Annotated in this window: 1 pseudogene; it reads left to right on the forward strand. The window is 46.4% G+C overall.

The annotated features are described in order from the left end of the window. Positions 1 to 2,181 (forward strand): annotated as a pseudogene (locus ACN0IC_RS15010) (hypothetical protein); the annotation flags it as partial. Positions 2,182 to 2,349: the final 168 nt, after the last annotated feature.

Below are 2,349 nucleotides of genomic sequence, written 5' to 3' on the forward strand. Positions count from 1 at the left end.
ACCTGTGTGGAAAAGGAGTTTCTGGCCATCGTGGAACCGTTCATAAAACCTCTGGACAAGATAGACCAACTGATAAACAGGTTGAGGGAGTCACACGAGAAGTTCTACCCACAGATTATTCTCCAGTTGAAATTCATGTCAATCAAACAGAAAGATGGACAAAGTCCGGGAGATTTCATGCGTGAACTGGAAACAGCGCAAAGAATCGCAAAAATGACCGAGGTAAGCCCAGACCAGTTGATGGCAATCATCGCTCTCAATGGGATAAAAAACGAGAAACTCAAGGATTTTATCCTGAAAGAACAAGAAACCGTCAACACAGAGGAAATCAACAAAAGTATTCTAAAGTTTGAAGCAGCTGAGCTGACCAAAGAAGGTTTGACTGACCCAGAAAAGGAAAAGAAAAGGGTCAAGAAAATCAAAGGCAGAGAACGGAAGGAAAAGAAGAAGGAAGAAGAGGAAAAGGAAAAGGAGAAATCAGCCGAGGAAAGCGAGGGAGAAAAGAGATTTCAATGTTTTATTTGTGCACAGTACGGCCACAAGGCACCAAACTGCCCAGTTTCAGTGAGCGAGCGAGCAAAGATGTTGTGTGGCCTGTGCAACACATATGGACACACGGCAAATAACAGTTGTAACTTCAAAAAGTTCATGATGCTCTCATCAAAGTCAGAAAAGGCATCAATTGATTGCACAATTTCTAGATACAAAGGAAATACAAAGCAAGAATCGGTCAAAGGATTTCCAGACTCCGGATCAGATCTTTCCATAATAAGTTCAAGACTGGCCAGAAAGCTGAACCTAAAGATCAGCAAAACAGACGAAGTGCTTTTCAATGGAAGTGGACACCAGATACCAGTTGGCGGAGAAACCCAGCTGTACATCCAGACCAAGGGCGCAGAAAAAGTTAGATGCAAAGCATTGATTTCGGATAACATTTCGGAAGAATTTGTTGTGGGAAAGCAGGAATTGGTGTTGTTGAAAATAATTCCGGAAGGCTACCCTGCAGTGATGAGAAACAAACAAACCAAACAAGTTAGACAGATGAAACAGAAAATAGACGCTCTCGAGAAACAAGTTGCTGAAATGGAAAAAGGAAAGATGGAATCTAGAGAGAATTCTTGGAACAAGGAAGCTGGCAAATTGGTAGAGAAATTGATCATAAGTAACACAATCGAAAAAACCGAAAATTCACCACACATTGCAGGTGATGTTGATGAGGTTTGTACAGCGAGAGTGCTGCTGAGTAAGGAAACAATAAAGTCTGACCAATCAGCTATTCTGAGCGAGGAGTCCAAGGAAGCCATCAAACAATTCAGTAACGTAAAACTCACATTCATGATGAAGAGACTTGACGGATACTTTGGAGAACAGATTGAAGTCGAGAAAACATATGGATTTGGAAAGGATGGAAAATCTAAATGGTTGAAAGGGGACGGATTTTGGATTAAAACTGACATAAAGGTTCCCAAATTTGTAAGGTTTGCCAATGACTCAAAGAATGGAAAATCACAGGATCAAACTGCGCATGACAAGACGGCGTTCATGAAGCAGAGCAACTCCGGGCAGACCAGCGAGCAGTCTGCCGGCCACACCACACCAGAGGGGACGCTTGTGTCTGATGTCCAAGGTCTACAAGGTTGGGAGCGGCCTGTGTCTGACAGCCTACCCCTACTTGCCATCGCTCAACCTGCCATACAAGTGCACCGCGGAGGACTTGAGGAAGCTGGGCGAGTACACGGAGACCGAGACAGCCACCCTGAGCAAGAGCATGGGGGAGGAGAAGAACATCGACCAGTCAAACAACCTGCTGGGCATCCATATCCAAACCATTATTGGATCCAGCATGGGGTTGGTCATGCTGATCATGTGTTGCGCCATCTGCTACCTGTTCGCCCGGAGGTGCCGGAGGCTGCTGAAGAGAGACCTGACCGCGGTGGGGATCGCCACAGGGGGCAGGGAGGAGGCAGGGAGAGCGGGAATGGAAATGATGGGGCGGATGATGCCGCAGCCAACCCAGCCAACCCACTTCTTCCCACCCCAGCCGGTGTTCCAGCAGGCCAGGATGTACCCGCAGCTGCAGGGTCAGATGATGACTGGGAGCCAGGGGAAGACAGCCATGTTGGCCCCGCCGCCCATCATCGCGAGCGCCCCGCAGGACAACACTGGCCAGGCGACGCATGAGATCGGCACCTCATTCTAGAAGTTTGAAAGAAGAATCATTTTTTTTTCTGTTCTCAAAATCCGAATGTGTTTAATTTTACCATCTCCTTTATATGGAAGACCTCGACGCAGACTTTGAAAAGAGGCAGAAGCTGTTTGAAAGGAGATATTAACTCAGTAGTTTAAAAT

The sequence above is a fragment of the Litorimonas sp. genome (assembly GCA_029936425.1).
GTDB lineage: Bacteria > Pseudomonadota > Alphaproteobacteria > Caulobacterales > Maricaulaceae > Litorimonas.